Below are 17,055 nucleotides of genomic sequence, written 5' to 3' on the forward strand. Positions count from 1 at the left end.
CTTCACCCCGTTCCCGAGCGGTCCAGGTGATCCCCGGCATCGGGATCACTACCGAAAGAGTAGACGCGACCACTGACAGTGACCCCGCGCTCGGGTCCGGCCCGGCCGCGCCAGGCCCGTACGGCCAGCACCGCGGCCACGCCCGTGATCATGACGATGTCGCGGAAGGCGTGCCTCCGGGCGCCGTCCAGATACGGCCAGCGCACCGCGGCGAGTTCCGGGAGCAGCGGGAGCCAGAACCAGGCCGAGCGCGCCGCCGTCCCGCGCACCACCGCCGAGGCGATCAGCGACGGCAGGACGACGAGCATGTAGTGCTGGAACGAGGGGCGGGAGACCAGGAACGCCGCGAGCATCAGCAGGGACGCGCACTCCACGAGCCGCGCCCGCTCGTCCCCCCCGGCCCGCCAGCGCAGCCGGGCCAGGGCGAGCACGGTCAGCGCCGCGGCGCCGGCGAGCGCGAAGGCCACCGGTGCCGGCACCCCGAGCCGCGGCAGCACGGTCGTCCAGGAGGCGTCGAACGGCCGGGCGTACGCGTCCTGCCCGTGCAGCAGGAACGGCAGCGTCCGGGTGAGGAAGCGGCCCGGCCGGGGCATCGCGGACGCCGCCGCGAGCGACACCGCGGCGGGCAGGCCGACGGCCCAGGCCAGCGCCCGCCACCGCCGGGCCAGCACGAACAGGAGCAGCAGCGGCACGAGCATCGGCTTCAGGGCGATCGCCGCGCCGGTCACCACCGCGGCCGCGCACCAGCGACCGCGGTGGGCGAGGAGCAGGGTGACAGGGAAGGCGATGACGGAGAGGACCGTCCAGTTGCCGAGGCTGACCAGGCCGTGGAACGGCTCGAACACCCCCAGCCCGGCGACCACCGCCGCCGCGAGCCGGCTGTCGGCCCGCACGTCGAAGAGCCGCAACGCGACGAGCACGCCCGCCAGTTGGAGCAGGGCGGTCGCGATCGGCACCGCGTAGAAGAGCACGCGCTCCCCGGCCAGGGTCTGCGGCAGCGCCGCGAAGACGGCGCCCGGCAGATAGAGGAAGCGTTTGTCCGCGTACGGTGAGCCGCCGTCGAGCAGGGTCCGCGCCGCGCGCACCACGACGGCGTTGTCGAGGCCGGTGCGCGTGCCGGTGAGCACCCGCGCGACGTCCAGCGCGGGCATCAGCAGCGCGGCGCCGAGCAGCGGCCGGGGCGCGCGTCCGCGCAGCCACCGGGCCGGGACGTCGGCGGCGCCGGGCCACCGGGAGTGGACGACGCCGGGCGCACCCCTCACGGTGCGACCACTTCCGACAGGACGAAGCCGCCGGGTCCGCGCGCGGCTCTCCTGAGGGCGGGGTCGTCCGGCGGCAGGCCCGGTCCGCCGGTCCGCTGAAGCACCCAGCGGGCACCGAACTCCTTGAGGATGCCGAGCCGTTCGGCCCGGGAGGCGGCCGGGGAGAAGTAGCGGCGGGTCGCGTCCCGGCGGCGCGTCCCGTCGCGGAGGAAGACGTCGGGGTAGGCGGGTGCGACGGTGTACGGGCCGTAGGCGGGGATGGTGCGCAGCGCGTAGTAGTTGTCGGTCATCACCGTGGCGCCCGGGGGCATCGCCCGCGCCGCCCAGTCGAAGCGCGGCCAGAGCGCGACCGTGTGCACCCGGCGCAGTGGCGGCGGGAGGGCGGCGGGCCGCAGGACGTACGACAGCGCCCCGGCCTGGGTCCACGCGCCCGCCAGCAGGGCGGCCGCGGTCAGGGGCACCAGGGCCGCGCGGAGCCGCCGGGCGGTGCCGTCGGCGAGCTCGATGGCGAGGGCCAGTTGGGCGGGCAGGAGCGCGGCGGGCAGGATCCGCCCCCACGCCTGGTGGCCGGCGAGCCCGCCCGCCGCGAAGACCAGCAGGCCCAGCGCGAAGAAGATCACCAGGGGGTCGCGGCGGTCGCGCCACCAGCGGGCCGCGAGGGCCGGCACGCCGAGGGCCGCCAGGCCGAACTTCGTGGCGAGGTGGTCGTAGAGCGGCCGGTGGATGGCGTCGAGGGCGCCCGCGCCGGGCAGCGAGAAGAAGGAATAGTACGGCCAGCAGGCGAGCACCGCGACGGCCAGGGCGGCCGCCGCGCCCACCCGTACCCACACCGCGGCGGCGGGCCGGGGCCGGGCGCCCAGCAGGACCGCGGCGGCACCCAGCACGGCGATCGCGCCGGTGAACTGGTGGACGAGCAGGACGCACGCCAGCAGCAGTCCGAGCGCGAGGAAGCGGGGCAGTCCCCGGCCGCTCCCGGCGAGTGCCCCGCGCAGCATCGCCCAGAGGTGGAAGGCGAGGCCGAGGGCGAGGGTGCTGGGGTAGGCGAGGGTGAGCGAGAGCGAGACCAGGCCGGGGAAGCCGCTCCAGGCGAACAGCCGCACGCCGTCGAGGAAGAGGACGCACAGCAGCGCCAGCGGAACCGCCGCCCACGCGCGCGTGAAGGTGCGCACGAACGCGCCGATGCCGGTGCCCAGCAGCACGAGGGCGGCGAGACCGCCCAGGCGCAGCACGGTGAAGGTGCCCCAGCCGGTCGCGGAGGCGGCCAGGGCCAGCAGGAGCGCCCACGGCGAGTAGTAGGGGCTGGAGGTGTCCGCGTGCACCAGGGGGTTGCCGGGGTGGAGCGGGTCGGCGCGCAGCCGTTCCAGGACGGCCGCGTGCATCCCCAGGTCCCCGGCCCACGGCAGCCGTACGACCATGAGCAGCAGCAGGGCGGCGAGCAGCAGGACGCAGGCCGCGAGCGCCCGGTGCGGGGCGCGCGGGTCCGGCCGGAGGGCCCCGGCGGTGCGCGGGGCCGTGCGCTCAGCGGGCGCGGTGGCCGGTGGCACGGGTGGCCCTCGCGCGCAGTCGCCACGGCATGGCCACGGATTCGAGCTGCACGGCCAGGTTCATCTTCGACTCGCCGACGGTGCGGTCCTCGAAGTGGATCGGCACCTCCATGACGGTGTGCCCGGCGCGCAGGGCCCGGTATTTCATCTCGACCTGGAAGCTGTATCCGGCGCTGCCGACGGTGGCGAGGTCGATGGCGCGCAGGGCGTCAGCGCTCCAGAGGTTGAAGCCGCCGGTGATGTCGCGGACGCGGGTGCCGAGGATCGTGCTGGCGTAGGCGTTGGCCCAGCGGGAGAGCAGTCTGCGGTGGAGGCCCCAGGCGTCGGAGAGGGTGCCGCCGGGGACGTAGCGGCTGCCGACGACGACGTCCGCCCCGGTGGCGAGGGCGACACCGAGCAACTCGGGAACCTTGTCGGCCGGATGGCTGCCGTCGGCGTCCATCTGGACGACGTACGCGGCGCCTTCGTCGACGGCGCGGGTCATCCCGGCGGCGTAGGCGCGGCCGAGGCCGTCCTTGGCTGTGCGGTGCAGGACGGACATCCGGGTGCGGTCCGGCCGGTTGTGCCGTTCGGCCAGGTCCTCGGCGATCTTGCCGGTGCCGTCGGGGCTGTTGTCGTCGACGACGAGCAGGCGCAGCCCCTCCAGCGGCAGCGCCATGAGCGCCTCGGCCATGGCGGGGAGGTTGTCCGCCTCGTTGTACGTGGGCATCACCACGGTCGTCGCGGTGCGCCCCCACTCCGCGGGGAGCGGTGTCACGGCGTGTGTGCTCATGTGCCTGTCCTTGTCGGTGTGGCCGGTGGGTCCGGTTGGCATCCGGTTGGCAGGGGCCCGGTTGACGGGTCCGGTTCAGGCGGCGGAGAAGCGGATGGCGGCGTCGGGAATGGTCATGCCGCACCAGATGCGGGCGCCGTCGCAGAGTTCGTTGTCCGCGCCGACCGTGGCGTGGTCGCCGATCACCACGCCGTCGAGCACGGTGCGCGGGCCCACCCGGGCGCCCTGGCCGATCATGCTGGCGCGCACCCGGGCGCCCGCCTCGATGTGCGCGCCGTCCAGGACGACGGAGCCCTCGATGTCGGCGCCCGCCGCGACGTGCGCCCCCGCGCCGACGACCGTGCCGCCGCCGAGCCGGGCCCCGGCCTCGACGCGGGCGCCGGGCAGCAGCAGGAACTCCCCCGGCTCGCCGGGCACGGCCGGGGAGCGCACGACGCCGCGTACGAGGTCGGCCGACGCCTGGACGAAGGAGGCGGGGCGGCCGAGGTCCAGCCAGTACGAGGCGTCGACGACGCCGTGCAGCAGCGCGCCCGCGGCCAGCAGCCCGGGGAAGGTCTCGCGCTCCACGGAGACGGGGCGGCCTGTGGGGATGGTGTCGATGACGTCGCGCCGGAAGACGTAGCAGCCGGCGTTGATCTGGTCGGTGACGATCTCCTCGGGGCGCCGCGGCTTCTCGGTGAAGGCCAGGACACGCCCGTCGGGACCGGTGGGCACGAGGCCGAAGGCCCGGGGGTCGGCGACGCGGGTGAGGTGCAGGGTGACCTCGGCCTGGGCCCGCTCGTGGCGGCGCAGCAGGCCCCTGATGTCGAGGCCGGTGAGGATGTCGCCGTTGAAGACGAGCACGGGTGCGCCGGGACCACAGGTCAGGGCGCTCGCGGCGCTGCGGATCGCGCCGCCGGTGCCCAGCGGTTCGTCCTCGGTGACGTAGGTCAGGCGCAGGCCGTGGGCGGAGCCGTCGCCGAAATAGGGCTCGAAGACCTCGGCGAGATAGGAGGTGGCGAGGACGACGTGGCCGACCCCGGCGGCCCTGGCGCGGGCCAGCTGGTGGGCGATGAAGGGCACCCCGGCGGCAGGGACCATCGGCTTCGGCGTGTTGAGGGTGAGCGGCTGGAGCCGGGTCCCCTTGCCGCCGACGAGCAGTACCGCCTCTGTCATGCCACTGTCCTCGCCGTCGTCGTCGCACTGTGTCAGTTTTTGCGGCAATTTACACTACAATCAGTTCTCTGCGGCAAATGTCTGCTTTGCGTGGCGAACGTAATGGGAGAGGCCCTTGCGACCCTTGCGACCGAGGAGGCCCCGCTCTCCGGGACCGGGGGCGCCCGGCACCCCGCCCGGGGCGCCCGCCTCCCGCCCGGCACGGCTGCTGGCCCTCGGCCGGGAGTTCGCGAAGTTCGGCACGGTCGGCGGCCTGGGGATCTTCGTCAACCTCGCGGTCTTCAACCTCTGCCGCACCACCACGGGCCTGCCCGTCGTCCGCTGCAGCGTGCTCGCGACCGTGGTCGCCATCGCCTTCAACTACGTGGGCCTGCGCTACTTCGCCTACCGCGACCGCGACAAGAGCCACCGCAGCCGCGAGATCGCCCTCTTCGCCGCCTTCAGCGCGGTGGGGCTGGTCATCGAGAACGGCGTGCTCTACGTCGCCACCTACGGCTTCGGCTGGGACACGCCGTTCCAGAGCAACCTGTTCAAGTTCCTCGGCATCGGCGCGGCCACCCTCTTCCGCTTCTGGTCCTACCGCGCCTGGGTGTTCCGGGCGCTGCCGCGCCGGGCCCGTCCGCCGCGCACCGACGGGCCCTCCCCTCACGGCGACCCCGCGAACAGCACGAGCAACCCTGCCGCGTACCACCCCGAGACCACCGCACCTCCGCCGTAGAGACACACCCGCACCCCAAGCGGAGCACGCGCGAGCGGCCGGGCCACCAACAGCAGCAGAACCGGCAGGAACGGCAGCATGAAGCGTGGCTTGGACAGCGGCGAACCCGGCGTGCCCACCATCAGCACCCACGCGCCCGCCACCAGCACGACCAGCGGCCACGGCACCTGCCGGTCCAGCGCCAGGGCCACCACCCCGATCGCCGTCAGCAGCAACAGCCCCAGCACGACCGCGCCGCGCAGATCGCCGTTGTGGCCCGCGTGATGGTAGAGCAGCATCCCCTTCAGCAGGTGCGCGGTGGCCCGGCCGAAGTCGAACTGCTGGTCCCAGGCGCGCTCCGCCTCGAACCACCCGTCGAGCCGGCCCACCTTGCCGCCCAGGAACAGCCAGCTCCCCAGCAGCCCCAGCGGCGCCGCCAGCAGCGCCACCCACGGCCGCCAGCCGTCCCGCCGCCGGACCACCGCCCACCCGGCCGTCAGCACCACCGTGCCGATCAGCACCGAGGCCGTCGGCCGTACGCCACCGGCCAGGACGCACAGCCCGGCCGCCGTCAGCCAGCGGCGCTCCAGCAGGGCCACCAGCGACCACAGGAGCGCCGCGCTGAAGACCGCCTCCGAATACGGCACCCACAGCGCGAACGCGTACGGCGAACAGGCCCACAGCGCCACGCACGCGTACCCGGCGCCCGGTCTGCCCCCGACCGTGCGCACCAGCCGGTACACCCCGGCCGCCGCCACCGCCGCCGCGCACCAGGAGACCGCCACACCGGCGTACGTGAACGGCAGCCCGGTCAGCATGTGCACCGCCCGGATCAGGGCGGGCACCAGCGGGAAGAAGGCGATCGTGCTGAACTTCGGGTCCCCGTCGGGGTCGTAGGGGATCTCGCCCGGATAGCCGCGCTTGGCGATGTGCAGATAGTGCCCGCTGTCCCAGCGGCGCAGCAGTTCCTCCACGCCGCGCCCGAGGTGATGATTGATCAGCAGCAGCACGGCGAAACCGGCCGCCGCGACCGCGAGATAGAGGACGGCTGCCAGAGCCGCCTCCCGGCGCGCGGAGTGGTCGGGGAGCGCCTTCACGGGCGCCGGGGCGGGGGCAAGTCGTGTGACGACCTTCATTGGACTCTCTTAACACGACTCAACCCGGCAAAAAGGGCGGCCCCGGGGATTTCCCCCCGGGGCCGCCCCCTGTTCATCCAGGCGTCAGCTGTGCGTCCGCAGCAGCGTCCGCATCGTCCGCATCGCGACCGAGAGGTTGGCCAGGTCGAAGGCGTCCGAGCCGCGGATCTCGTCGAGCGTGGTGCGCGCCCGGCTGAGGATCGCCGCGTTCTTCTCCTCCCACGTGCGGAAGCGCTCCTCCGGCGTGGAGGCGCCGTTGCCGACGGACAGGATGTCCGAGGTGAGCGCCGCGTGCGCCGCGTAGAGGTCCTCGCGGATGGAGGCACGGGCCATGGACTGCCAGCGGTCGGAGCGCGGCAGCTCGATGATCCGGTCCATCAGCTGGGTGATGTGCAGCCGGTCGCCCAGGTCGTAGTAGACCTCGGCCACGTCGAGCGGCTCCTTGCCGCCGCGCTCCGCCACGGCGACGATGTCCAGCGCCGGGAAGGCGGAGGAGAATCCGGCCACCCGGACGGCCAGGTCGTCCGGCACGCCGGCCTCGACCAGCTCGTCGTGGATGGACTGCCACCACTCGCTGTCGGCGCCCTTGAGCAGCTTCGGCAGCTGGAACCAGACCGCCGCCACGCCGTCCCGGAAGAACTCGATGGTCTCGGCGAGCTGGAGCGGCTGCGGCCGGTTGTTGAGCAGCCAGCGGGTGCCGCGCTCGACCAGACGGCGCGAGTGCAGCCGGATGCGGGTCTGCACATCGGCCGGGACGAGGTTGTCGAGCGCCTCGACGGCGTCCCAGACCTTGCCCAGGCCGAAGATCTCCCGGGCCGCGGTCTGCGCCCGGACGATCTCCTCCAGCGACGCCCCGGTCTCCTCCCGCAGACGGTGCAGGAAGGTCGAACCGCCGCTGTTGACCGTGTCGTTGACCAGGACCGTCGTGATGATCTCCCGGCGCAGCGCGTGCCCGTCGATCTGCTCGCCGAAGGAGGAGCGCAGCGCCTGCGGGAAGTAGGCGTACAGCAGCCGCTCCAGATACGGGTCGTCCGGCAGGTCGGTGGCCAGCAGCTCCTCGGACGTCGTGATCTTGATGTAGGCGAGCAGGACCGCCAGCTCCGGCTGGGTCAGCCCGCGGCCCGCGGAGAGCCGCTCGCGGATCTGCCGGTCGGTGGGCAGGAACTCCAGCGCGCGGTCCAGGTGGCCGTCACGCGAGAGCCTGCGCATGATCCGCTGGTGGGCGTGGAGCAGGCTGGGCGCCTGGGCGACGGCGTTGGCCAGGGCCACGTTCTGCGCGTAGTTGTTGCGCAGGACCAGCTCGCCGACCTCGTCGGTCATCTCCGCCAGCAGCTTGTTGCGCTGCTTGACGGTCATGTCGCCGTCGGTGACCAGCGCGTTCAGCAGGATCTTGATGTTCACCTCGTGGTCGGAGGTGTCCACACCGGCGCTGTTGTCGATGGCGTCGGTGTTGATCCGCCCACCGGTCGACTCCGGCCCGCCGGTCCGCGCGAACTCGATGCGGCCCAGCTGCGTCAGACCGAGGTTGCCGCCCTCGCCGACGACCTTCACCCGCAGGTCCTGGCCGTCGACGCGGATCGCGTCGTTGGCCTTGTCACCGACGTCGGCGTGCGACTCGGTGGACGCCTTCACGTACGTGCCGATGCCGCCGTTCCACAGCAGGTCGACCGGCGAGCGCAGGATCGCCTTCATCAGCTCGGCGGGGGTCATCTTGGTGACGCCCGCCTCGATGCCGAGGGCGGCCCGCACGTGCGCGTTGACCGGGATCGACTTGGCCGTACGCGGGTGGATGCCGCCACCCTGCGAGAGCAGGCTCGTGTCGTAGTCCGCCCAGGAGGAGCGGGGCAGCTCGAACAGGCGGCGGCGCTCGGCGTAGGAGACGGCCGCGTCCGGCGTGGGGTCGAGGAAGATGTGGCGGTGGTCGAAGGCGGCCACCAGCCGGATGTGCTCCGACAGCAGCATGCCGTTGCCGAACACGTCACCGGACATGTCACCGACGCCGACGACCGTGAAGTCCTCGGTCTGGGTGTTGTGGCCCAGCTCCCGGAAGTGCCGCTTGACGGACTCCCAGGCGCCGCGGGCGGTGATGCCCATGCCCTTGTGGTCGTAGCCCGCGGAGCCGCCGGACGCGAAGGCGTCACCGAGCCAGAAGCCGTACGACTCGGCGACCTCGTTGGCGATGTCGGAGAAGGTCGCGGTGCCCTTGTCGGCGGCGACGACCAGATAGGTGTCGTCACCGTCGTGCCGCACGACGTCCTTCGGGGGCACGACCTCGCCGCGGACGATGTTGTCGGTGATGTCGAGCAGACCCGAGATGAAGGTCTTGTACGAGGCGATGCCCTCGGCCAGCCACGCGTCACGGTCGAGCGAGGGGTCCGGCAGCCGCTTGCCGACGAAGCCGCCCTTGGCGCCCACCGGCACGATGACGGTGTTCTTCACCATCTGCGCCTTGACCAGGCCGAGCACCTCGGTGCGGAAGTCCTCACGCCGGTCGGACCAGCGCAGACCACCGCGCGCGACCTTGCCGAAGCGCAGGTGCACACCCTCGACCCGCGGGCTGTAGACCCAGATCTCGTACGCCGGGCGCGGCGCGGGCAGGTCGGGGATGGCCTGCGGGTCGAGCTTGATGGAGAGGTAGGCGTGCGGCAGGCCGGCGGAGGTCCGCTGGAAGTGGTTCGTGCGCAGCGTGGCCTTGATGACCGTGAGGAAGGCCCGCAGGATGCGGTCCTCGTCCAGGCTCGCGACCTGGTCGAGGGCGCCGTCCAGCTCCTCCAGCAGCCCGTCGATCAGCTCGCGCCCGGCGCGCTGGAGCGCCGGGGACATCCGGGCCTCGAAGAGGTTGACCAGCAGGCGCGTGGTGTGGACGTTGTTACTGAGGGTGTCCTCCATATAGGCCTGGCTGAAGGGCGAACCGGCCTGCCGGAGGTACTTCGCGTAGGCCCGCAGCACCATCGCCTGGCGCCAGTCGACACCGGCCTCGAGCACCAGCTTGTTGAAGTTGTCGTTCTCCGCGGCGCCCGTCCACACGGCCGCGAAGGCCTCCTGGAAGCGGGTGCGCGCGTCCTCGCCCTCGATCCGCTCGGGCATCCGCAGCCCGAAGTCGTAGATCCAGGCGGTCGTCCGGTCCGAGCAGCGCAGCTCGTACGGGCGCTCGTCGACGACCTCGACGCCCAGGCGCTGGAGCACCGGCAGGACGGCGGAGAGGGAGACCGGCTCGCCGGTGCGGTAGATCTTGAAGCGGCGCTCGCCGGGGCCCGCGCCGACCGGCTCGTAGAGGCTGAGCTCGAAGTCGTGGTCGCCGCCGGCCGTGGTCAGCTTCTCCAGGTGGCCGAGGTCGGAGACGGCGCTGCGCGGGTTGTGGTCGGCCTTGTAGCCCTCGGGGAAGGCCTGGCCGTAGCGGCGCAGCAGCTCGGCGGCGCGCTCCTCGCCCACCTCGGCGGTGAGCGTCTCGGCGAAGCCGTCCGCCCAGGAGCGGGCGGCCTCGACCAGGCGGGCCTCGATGCGCTCGACGTCGGCGTCGGTGAGGTCGGGCAGGGTGGCGCCCGGCTCGACGCGGACGACGAAGTGCAGCCGGGAGAGGACCGACTCGGTGTTCCACGCGGTGAAGTCGACGCTGGTGCCGCCGAGCTCCTCCTTGAGGATGTCGATCAGCCGCAGCCGGACGGCCGTGGTGTAGCGGTCGCGCGGCAGATAGACCAGGGCGGAGTAGTAGCGCCCGTAGGTCTCCTGGCGGAGGTAGAGCCGCAGGCGGCGGCGCTCCTGGAGGTAGAGGACGCTGGTGGCGACGGCGCGCAGCTGGTCGGCCGGCGTCTGGAAGAGCTCGTCGCGCGGGTAGGTCTCCAGGATCTGGAGCAGGTCGCGGCCGTCGTGGCTGTGGGGCGTGAAGCCGGCGTCGGCCAGCACCTGGGCGACCTTGCGGCGGACGACGGGGACCCGGCGCACCGACTCGGTGTACGCGGCGGAGGAGAACAGGCCCAGGAAGCGGCGCTCGCCGATGACGTTGCCGTCGGCGTCGAACTTCTTCACCCCGACGTAGTCGAGGTAGGAGGGGCGGTGCACGGTGGCGCGGCTGTTGGCCTTGGTCAGCACGAGCAGCTTGTGCTCGCGGGCCTTGGCGCGGGCGTCCGCCGGGAGCCGGTTGAAGGACGGGGACGCCGGGCGGGCCGCCAGGTGGGAGCCGAGGGGGCCGGCGTGGTGGCCCTCGTCGTGGTGCGTGGGGTCCGAGCGCAGGATGCCGAGGCCGGTGCCGGGGACGGCGCTGAGCACGTCCTCCTCGCCGCCGTCGGTGGAGATCTTCGTCAGCTCGTACTCGCGGTAGCCGAGGAAGGTGAAGTGGTCGGCGGACAGCCAGCGCAGCAGCTCGCGGGCCTCGCTCACCTCGGACTCGGGCACATCCGGGGCGGAGGGCTCGGACGGCAGCTCCTCGGCGATGCGCAGGGCGGCGTCGCGCATCTTCTCCCAGTCCTCGACGGCCTCGCGGACGTCGGACAGGACGCGCAGCAGATCGGCGGTGATCTGCTTGAGGTCGCCGCGGTCGGTCTCGCGGTCGATCTCGACGTGGATCCACGACTCGGTGAGGGCGTCGTGCGGCAGGACGGCGTCCTTGCCGTCGCCGTGGGCGTCGCAGTTGGAGCCGAGGACCTCCAGGAGGCGGCCGGTGAGGTCACGGCGCACGACGACCTGGGGGTGGATCACGACGTGGATGCCGCGGCCCTGGCGGGAGAGCTCATTGGTGACGGAGTCGACCAGGAAGGGCATGTCGTCGGTGACGACCTCGACGACGGAGTGGCTGCACGTCCAGCCGTTCTCCTCGACCGTGGGTGTGTGCACCCTCACATTGGCGGTGCCCTGCGGCCGGTTCTCGGCGAGCCGGTAGTGCGAGAGCGCGGCGCCGAAGACGTCGACCGGGTCCCGGCCACTGAGGTCCTCGGGCGCGGTGTGCAGGTAGTAGCGCTGGAGAAAGGCGGTCAGCGTCTCCGGGTCGAGACTGCCCTCACCCTTCGGCCCAGTCGGTTGTTGCCCCCCGGCCGGGCTGTTCTCAGCGACGCGGGCCGCCCGTTCGAGCAGCTCGGCCTTGGCTTCGTCCAGCTTGGTCTGCATGTCCTCTGGCTCCTGTCGCGCGCCGTTGCGTGACATAGACGGTGAAGGCATCACGCCGCGACGCGGGGTATCCGGTCGTCCTCGACGTTATGCCGGAATGAGAGGTGACCGGGCTTTTCTTGACGAGATTCGTCAGAGGTGCCCAGGTGCGGGGACCAGCGGCGGCCCGGGTGCGGTGGCACTCCGGGCGCAGGACAGGGGCGTCGTCGCCCCTGCTGGATATCGCGCTGATCACCTGGTAAGGCTATCGCTCTTCCCGGGGGAAGCGTCATGAGCCGTTTGTGTACAAAACCCGGGCCCGAACTTTGACGGTCTGGACAGCGACGCGGCACCCCTCTCCCCTCAACCGCCGCTCTGTCCCCTTTGTCCCCTCCCCGGGCCCGCCGCTTCCCCCGCACACGACCCGCTCGCCCACGGCCCGCTCGCCCACGGCCCGCTCCTCACGGCTCAGCGACCCGCGCCGACGAGCCGCTCCGCCTCGGCGACGGCCTCCGCCAGGCTGTCGACCACCGTCACACCCGCCGCGCCGAGACTGCTCCGGCTGTGCGACCCGCCGGTGTAGAGCACGGCGTGGGCGCCCACGTGGGCCGCGGCGACCGCGTCGTCGACGGCGTCGCCGATCACGACGGTGCGCCGCGCCGGTATGCCGTCCAGCCCGGCGACGTGGCGGGCCATGTGCTCGGCCTTGCTGCCGCCGGAGGGGCCGGTGCGCCCGTCGACGCGGACGAATCTGCGCTCGATGCCGAAGCCGCGGACGAGGGGCACGAGCTCGTCGTGCCCGAACATCGACAGGATCGACTGGGTGCCGCCCGCGCCCTGCCAGCCCTCCAGCAGCCCCTCGGCGCCGTCGGCGAGACCGCAGCGCGGGAAGTGGTCGCGGTAGTGCCGCTGGAAGACCAGGTCCATGTGGTCCCACTCGGCCTGGGTGGGGAGGCGGCCCATCAGCCGCTCGTAGAACCGCGGGATCGGGACGCAGTACAGCTCCCGGTACCGCTCCAGAGTGATCGGCTCCAGGCCGATCTCGGCGAAGGCGGCGTTCGTCGCCGCCATCACCGCGTCGGTGTCGTGGAACAGCGTGCCGTTCCAGTCCCAGACGATGTGCGCCCCGTGATTCCCCATGGCACGACGGTACCGACCGGCACTGACAACGCCGCCCGAAGCCCCCGGACACCCGCGCCCACCAGGGGAGTTCCTCAGACGAGGCCGGGGATCTCCTGGATGCCGAACCACATCAGGTCGTGGTCCTCCGCGCCGTCCACGACGAACTGCGCGTCGTCGTCACCCTGGTCGGCGGCGCCCAGCGCGGCCGCGGCGGCCGCGACGTCGGCCTCGGCGTCGGCGGAGTCGAGGTGCACGGCCGCCGCCTTCGCCAGCGGCACGGCGGAGGCCAGCCGCACCTCGCCCAGCGTGGACTGCTCCAGGCCCTGGTCGGGGTCGGTGGTCGCGGCGCCCTCGGGCACGTCGACGGCCACGACGACGCGCCGGCGGGCGGCGTCCGGGTCACCGGCGAGCATCCGCAGCGACGCCTCGGCGGCCCGGCCGAGGGCCGCGTACTCCAGCTCCTCGACGTCCTCGGAGAGATACCACTCGCGCAGCGCGGGGGTGACGGCGTAGGCGCGCAGCGGGGCGGGCCCCAGCTGGCCGGTCCGGTGCGCCTCGGCGAGACCGGGGAGGGTCAGGGGGACGTAGACGCGCATGACCGCTGCTTTCCTGAAGATCCTGAAGTCTGGAAGAACGCGCTGCCAGCATACGGCGGGAGTCCCCCTTCGAAGTGCCGGGAGGCCCCGTGGAGGCGCTTCTCCCCCGCTTGCCGCTCCCGGAGGCACTCCGGGCCCGCCGGGCCGCCGAAACGGCCCCCTGTGCCCCCTCGACCCCTGATAGGGGAAACCTGCCTGCCGCCCGGCCCGCGCCCGCCCGTCCTTGCCCCCCTCCGCCGCCCGCCGGTAGAAGATCGGCAGACGAGGGGCCACCGCCCGGTATCACCGCCGGGCCCGGCATCGCGGGGGCGATCGGCATGCAGCGCACCACCACCGGATTCACCGGATCCACCGGACCTGTCAGGACCGCACGGGCGGCCAGGACCGGCCCGCCGCGGCGCGCCGACAGCAGGCGCCCGCACCCCGACCCGGCGGCCCGCCGCCGCGAGCGCGAGGGCCTGCCGCGCTACTGGTTCGCCAACCGGCTGCTGCTCACGCTCAGCGGCCAGCGCCCGGTGCACTGGATGCTCGGGCACACCGTGGGCGACGCCTACGACCAGCTCGCCGCGCTGGCCCCGCGGGCGCCGCTGCGGCCCCCGCCGCCGGGCCGGACGCCGTTCGTCCGGCGCTGCGACGAGTTCCGGCCCCGGCCCGGGGTGATCGAGGCGTTCGCCCGGATCGTCTCCGGCGACCGGCTCCAGGCGCTCGCCTTCCGCCTGGAGCACGGCACGGACCAGCGGTGGCGGTGCGCGGCCGTCGACCTCGGCGCGGCACGCGCCTGAGCGGAACCGGCAGGAGTACGCGCGAGGCGGGGGCGGGGCACCGTGTGCCCCGCCCCCGCCTCGTGTCGCTGCCCGCCGGGTTACTTCTTGCGGCGGCGGCCACCGCTGTTCTTCTGGGCCTTGCGCCGCTCGGCGCGAGTCATGCCGTCCGCCGGGGAGCGGGTCGGGCCCTCGTCACCGACGAAGTCGCCCTCGACGACACCGCCCTCACCGTCGACCGTGGGGGCCGAGAAGTGCAGCCGGTCCGGGCGCTGCGGGGCGTCGAGGCCCTTGGCGCGGATCTCCGGACGGGCACCGGCGACGACGGCGTCCTGCGGCTCCTTCTCCAGGGACGGGCGCTCGCCGCGGTCCTGGACGGGGACCTCCTCCAGCTGCTGGTCGACCTGGACCTCCAGGTTGAACAGATAGCCGACGGACTCCTCCTTGATGCCCTCCATCATGGCCTGGAACATGTCGAAGCCCTCGCGCTGGTACTCCACCAGGGGGTCCTTCTGGGCCATGGCACGCAGGCCGATGCCCTCCTGGAGGTAGTCCATCTCGTAGAGGTGCTCACGCCACTTGCGGTCCAGGACGGAGAGCACCACGCGCCGCTCCAGCTCACGCATGATGTCCGAGCCGAGCTGCTCCTCGCGGGCGGCGTACTGCTCGTGGATGTCGTCCTTGATGGACTCCGCGATGAACTCCGCCGTGATGCCCGCGCGGTCGCCCGCGGCGTCCTCCAGCTCCTCGATGGTGACCTTCACGGGGTAGAGCTGCTTGAAGGCGCCCCACAGCCGCTCCAGGTCCCACTCCTCGGCGAAGCCCTCGACGGTCTCCTGACGGATGTAGTCGTCGATGGTGTCGTCCATGAAGTGCTTGACCTGCTCGTGCAGATCCTCGCCCTCCAGGACGCGGCGGCGCTCGCCGTAGATGACCTCGCGCTGGCGGTTGAGCACCTCGTCGTACTTCAGGACGTTCTTACGCGTCTCGAAGTTCTGCTGCTCGACCTGCGACTGGGCGGAGGCGATGGCCCGGGTGACCATCTTGTTCTCGATCGGCACGTCGTCGGGGACGTTGGCCATGGCCATCACGCGCTCGACCATCTGGGCCTTGAACAGGCGCATCAGGTCGTCGCCCAGCGAGAGGTAGAAACGGGACTCGCCCGGGTCGCCCTGACGGCCGGAACGACCGCGCAGCTGGTTGTCGATGCGGCGGGACTCGTGCCGCTCGGTGCCCAGGACATAGAGCCCGCCGAGCGACTTGACCTCCTCGAACTCCGCCTTCACCGCGGCCTCGGCACGCTCCAGGGCGTCCGGCAGCGCGGCCGCCCACTCCTCGACGTGCTCCACCGGGTCCAGGCCGCGCTGGCGCAGCTCCGCCTCGGCGAGGTCGTCGGGGTTGCCGCCGAGCTTGATGTCGGTGCCACGGCCGGCCATGTTGGTGGCGACGGTGACGGCGCCCTTGCGGCCGGCCTGGGCGACGATCGTCGCCTCCCGGTCGTGCTGCTTGGCGTTGAGCACCTCGTGCTGGATGCCGCGCTTGGCCAGCTGCTGCGAGAGGTATTCCGACTTCTCGACGGAGGTCGTGCCGACCAGGATCGGCTGGCCCTTCTCGTGCTTCTCCGCGATGTCCTCGACCACGGCGTCGAACTTGGCGACCTCGGTGCGGTAGATGAGGTCGGACTGGTCCTTGCGGACCATCGGCCGGTTGGTCGGGATCGGCACCACGCCGAGCTTGTAGATCTGGTGGAACTCGGCGGCCTCGGTCATCGCCGTACCGGTCATGCCGGAGAGCTTGTTGTAGAGGCGGAAGAAGTTCTGGAGGGTGATGGTGGCCAGGGTCTGGTTCTCGTCCTTGATGTCCACCCCTTCCTTCGCCTCGATCGCCTGGTGCATGCCCTCGTTGTAACGGCGGCCGGCGAGGATACGGCCGGTGTGCTCGTCGACGATCATGACCTCGCCGTCGATGACGACGTAGTCCTTGTCCTTCTTGAACAGTTCCTTCGCCTTGATGGCGTTGTTCAGATAGCCGACGAGGGGGGTGTTGACCGACTCGTAGAGATTGTCGATGCCCAGCCAGTCCTCGACGCGGGAGACACCGGACTCGTGGATCGCGACGGTGCGCTTCTTCTCGTCGACCTCGTAGTCGCCGGTCTCCTCGATGCCCTTCTGCGGGTTGGCCGGCTCGCCCTTCTTCAGCCGGGTGACCAGCTTGGCGAAGTCGCCGTACCACTTGGTGGCCTGGTCGGCCGGACCGGAGATGATCAGCGGCGTACGGGCCTCGTCGACGAGGATGGAGTCGACCTCGTCGACCACCGCGAAGTTGTGCCCGCGCTGCACCAGCTCGTCCTGCGACCAGGCCATGTTGTCGCGCAGATAGTCGAAGCCGAACTCGTTGTTCGTGCCGTACGTGATGTCGCAGTTGTACATCTCGCGGCGCTGCGCGGGCGTCATGTTGGCGAGGATGCAGCCGACCGACAGACCGAGGAACTTGTGCACCCGGCCCATCAGCTCGGAGTCGCGCTCCGCCAGATAGTCGTTGACGGTGATCAGGTGGACGCCCTCGCCCGAGAGGGCGTTCAGATACGCCGGGAGGGTGCCGACGAGGGTCTTGCCCTCACCGGTCTTCATCTCCGCGACATAGCCCAGGTGCAGGGCGGCGCCACCCATCAGCTGGACGTCGTAGTGCCGCTGGCCGAGGACGCGCTTGGCGGCCTCGCGGACGGTCGCGAACGCCTCGGGGAGCAGGTCGTCCAGGGACTCCCCGTCGGCGAAGCGCTGCTTGTACTCGTCGGTCAGCGCGCGCAGCTCGGCGTCGGAGAGGGTGAGGAAGTCCTCTTCGATGGAATTGACCTGGTCCGCGATGCGGTGCAGCTTGCGCAGGATCTTGCCTTCTCCTGCACGCATGATCTTGCCGAAGACGGACACGTAG

General features: G+C 72.1%; 11 protein-coding genes. 2 read left to right on the plus strand and 9 right to left on the minus strand.

Features of this window, described 5'->3' with window-relative positions; all coding sequences use genetic code 11:
* Positions 1-2 precede the first annotated feature (2 nt).
* The 4 genes from ACFY1P_RS31580 to ACFY1P_RS31595 all read right to left on the minus strand — a co-directional run bounded on the left by ACFY1P_RS31580 (position 3) and on the right by ACFY1P_RS31595 (position 4,733).
* Positions 3-1,262, minus strand: a complete 1,260-nt coding sequence (locus tag ACFY1P_RS31580) for a glycosyltransferase family 87 protein (protein WP_390752562.1) — start codon at positions 1,260-1,262, stop codon at positions 3-5.
* On the minus strand, positions 1,259-2,806 hold the full coding sequence (locus ACFY1P_RS31585; protein ID WP_390752563.1) for a hypothetical protein: 1,548 nt from the start codon (positions 2,804-2,806) through the stop codon (positions 1,259-1,261). Before ACFY1P_RS31585 ends, ACFY1P_RS31580 begins: the two co-directional genes overlap by 4 nt.
* Positions 2,781-3,578: a polyprenol monophosphomannose synthase gene (locus ACFY1P_RS31590; RefSeq protein WP_361525299.1), complete on the minus strand. Its 798-nt coding sequence runs from the start codon at positions 3,576-3,578 to the stop codon at positions 2,781-2,783. The genes ACFY1P_RS31585 and ACFY1P_RS31590 overlap by 26 nt, the downstream gene beginning before the upstream one ends.
* Before the next feature lie 75 nt (positions 3,579-3,653).
* Positions 3,654-4,733, minus strand: a complete 1,080-nt coding sequence (locus ACFY1P_RS31595; RefSeq protein WP_390752564.1) for a sugar phosphate nucleotidyltransferase — start codon at positions 4,731-4,733, stop codon at positions 3,654-3,656.
* A gap of 208 nt (positions 4,734-4,941) precedes the next feature.
* Here ACFY1P_RS31595 and ACFY1P_RS31600 point away from each other — a divergent pair, with 208 nt between their 5' ends.
* Entirely contained in the window at positions 4,942-5,451 is a 510-nt protein-coding gene (locus ACFY1P_RS31600; RefSeq protein ID WP_390752571.1) for a GtrA family protein, read from the plus strand.
* On the opposite strand, the gene ACFY1P_RS31605 is transcribed toward ACFY1P_RS31600, so the two are convergent.
* From ACFY1P_RS31605 to ACFY1P_RS31620, 4 genes are all read right to left on the minus strand, one after another.
* Positions 5,379-6,566, minus strand: coding sequence for a hypothetical protein (locus ACFY1P_RS31605; protein WP_361525305.1), 1,188 nt, complete (start codon positions 6,564-6,566; stop codon positions 5,379-5,381). The two genes, ACFY1P_RS31600 and ACFY1P_RS31605, sit on opposite strands and share 73 nt — an antisense overlap.
* A gap of 84 nt (positions 6,567-6,650) precedes the next feature.
* Entirely contained in the window at positions 6,651-11,666 is a 5,016-nt protein-coding gene (locus tag ACFY1P_RS31610; protein WP_361525308.1) for an NAD-glutamate dehydrogenase, read from the minus strand.
* Between the two features lie 447 nt (positions 11,667-12,113).
* Complete coding sequence (locus ACFY1P_RS31615; RefSeq protein WP_361525311.1) at positions 12,114-12,785, minus strand: HAD hydrolase-like protein; 672 nt, start codon at positions 12,783-12,785, stop codon at positions 12,114-12,116.
* 74 nt (positions 12,786-12,859) lie between these two features.
* Entirely contained in the window at positions 12,860-13,363 is a 504-nt protein-coding gene (locus tag ACFY1P_RS31620) for a DUF6912 family protein (RefSeq protein WP_361525314.1), read from the minus strand.
* Between the two features lie 317 nt (positions 13,364-13,680).
* Between ACFY1P_RS31620 and ACFY1P_RS31625 the strand changes: the two genes are divergently transcribed.
* Positions 13,681-14,145 carry an Rv3235 family protein gene (locus ACFY1P_RS31625; protein WP_361525317.1) on the plus strand — a complete coding sequence of 155 codons (465 nt, stop codon included), beginning with the start codon at positions 13,681-13,683 and terminating at the stop codon, positions 14,143-14,145.
* Between the two features lie 80 nt (positions 14,146-14,225).
* Here the strand turns inward: ACFY1P_RS31625 and secA are convergent, their stop codons facing one another.
* Positions 14,226-17,051, minus strand: a complete 2,826-nt coding sequence (secA, locus tag ACFY1P_RS31630; RefSeq protein ID WP_361525320.1) for a preprotein translocase subunit SecA — start codon at positions 17,049-17,051, stop codon at positions 14,226-14,228.
* Between the last annotated feature and the right edge of the window lie 4 nt (positions 17,052-17,055).

It is taken from the genome of Streptomyces sp. NPDC001407, from assembly GCF_042895325.1.
Classification (GTDB): domain Bacteria; phylum Actinomycetota; class Actinomycetes; order Streptomycetales; family Streptomycetaceae; genus Streptomyces.

What these genes read in the sequence shown, in the direction of transcription:
- ACFY1P_RS31590 (WP_361525299.1), bottom strand. Translation starts at nt 3,578, where the DNA reads ATGAGCACACACGCCGTGACACCGCTCCCCGCGGAGTGGGGGCGCACC.
- ACFY1P_RS31595 (WP_390752564.1), bottom strand. Translation starts at nt 4,733, where the DNA reads ATGACAGAGGCGGTACTGCTCGTCGGCGGCAAGGGGACCCGGCTCCAG.
- ACFY1P_RS31605 (WP_361525305.1), bottom strand. Translation starts at nt 6,566, where the DNA reads ATGAAGGTCGTCACACGACTTGCCCCCGCCCCGGCGCCCGTGAAGGCG.
- ACFY1P_RS31610 (WP_361525308.1), bottom strand. Translation starts at nt 11,666, where the DNA reads ATGCAGACCAAGCTGGACGAAGCCAAGGCCGAGCTGCTCGAACGGGCG.
- ACFY1P_RS31615 (WP_361525311.1), bottom strand. Translation starts at nt 12,785, where the DNA reads ATGGGGAATCACGGGGCGCACATCGTCTGGGACTGGAACGGCACGCTG.
- ACFY1P_RS31620 (WP_361525314.1), bottom strand. Translation starts at nt 13,363, where the DNA reads ATGCGCGTCTACGTCCCCCTGACCCTCCCCGGTCTCGCCGAGGCGCAC.
- ACFY1P_RS31625 (WP_361525317.1), top strand. Translation starts at nt 13,681, where the DNA reads ATGCAGCGCACCACCACCGGATTCACCGGATCCACCGGACCTGTCAGG.